We start from the raw sequence: 774 nt of genomic DNA on the forward strand, positions 1-774 counted from the left end.
CGGTGCCGAGGTTCAGGCCGGCGGTGTTGGTGGTACCTCTCATGAGGCCTTTGGTGACCCCGGCACTGACGGCGGCGGTGGCGGCGCTGCGCAGGCTGTCGTTGGAGAAGGTGTCGTCGAGCGTGGCACCAAGATCGCCTCGATTATTGATCATGCTGACCGCAGCGGTGCCGGCCAGTGAGCCGGCGCCGGCCCCGATGGCCATGGCTGCCGCGCCGGCAACAACTCCCTCCAGCGCCGCCGCGACGTAATACTGGCCGAAGCAAGCGGCGACGATGGCGATCACCATCGCCACACCGCCACCCAATCCCGATTGCTCGTATTCCCAGCTATCGTGGATTTCCTTGACCCGCCGCCAGTCGATGTCGCCGCGTTCTTCCATCTCCTTGAGCCAGGCGAGGTCGGGGTCGGCGTCGACCATGGCGTCGATGGTCTGGCTGACGGTTTGTTGGTTGATCTCGGGCACCTCGGCGACGATGCCGTCGGCGGCCTGGATGACGAGGTTGCCCTTGGCGATCAGTTGACTCTGGCGCAGGGTTTCGTCGGTGCGTCCTTCGCCTTGGGACGATTGCCAGGCGACGTTGCCGCTGCGCTCTTCGTGGGATTCGGTGTGGAAATCGCTGGCGGCTTCGAAGTGGATGGTGCCGCCGCTGGCCAGCGTCAGGTTGTTACCGGCTTCGAGCCGGGCGCCCTGGTAGCGTTGGTCGGCGCCGCTGATCACGGTGAGATCATTGCCGCTTTCGAGGCGGCTGCCCACGGCGCGAATGTCGTTGA

At 65.6% G+C, this 774-nt stretch carries 1 protein-coding gene; it reads right to left on the reverse strand.

Going from position 1 to position 774, the window contains the following annotated elements; genetic code table 11:
* Nucleotides 1-774, reverse strand: a 774-nt coding sequence (locus L861_RS12525) for a DUF637 domain-containing protein (protein WP_035568413.1), incomplete at both ends; no start/stop codon positions are given.

It is taken from the genome of Litchfieldella anticariensis FP35 = DSM 16096 (genome assembly GCF_000409775.1).
Classification (GTDB): Bacteria; Pseudomonadota; Gammaproteobacteria; order Pseudomonadales; family Halomonadaceae; genus Litchfieldella; species Litchfieldella anticariensis.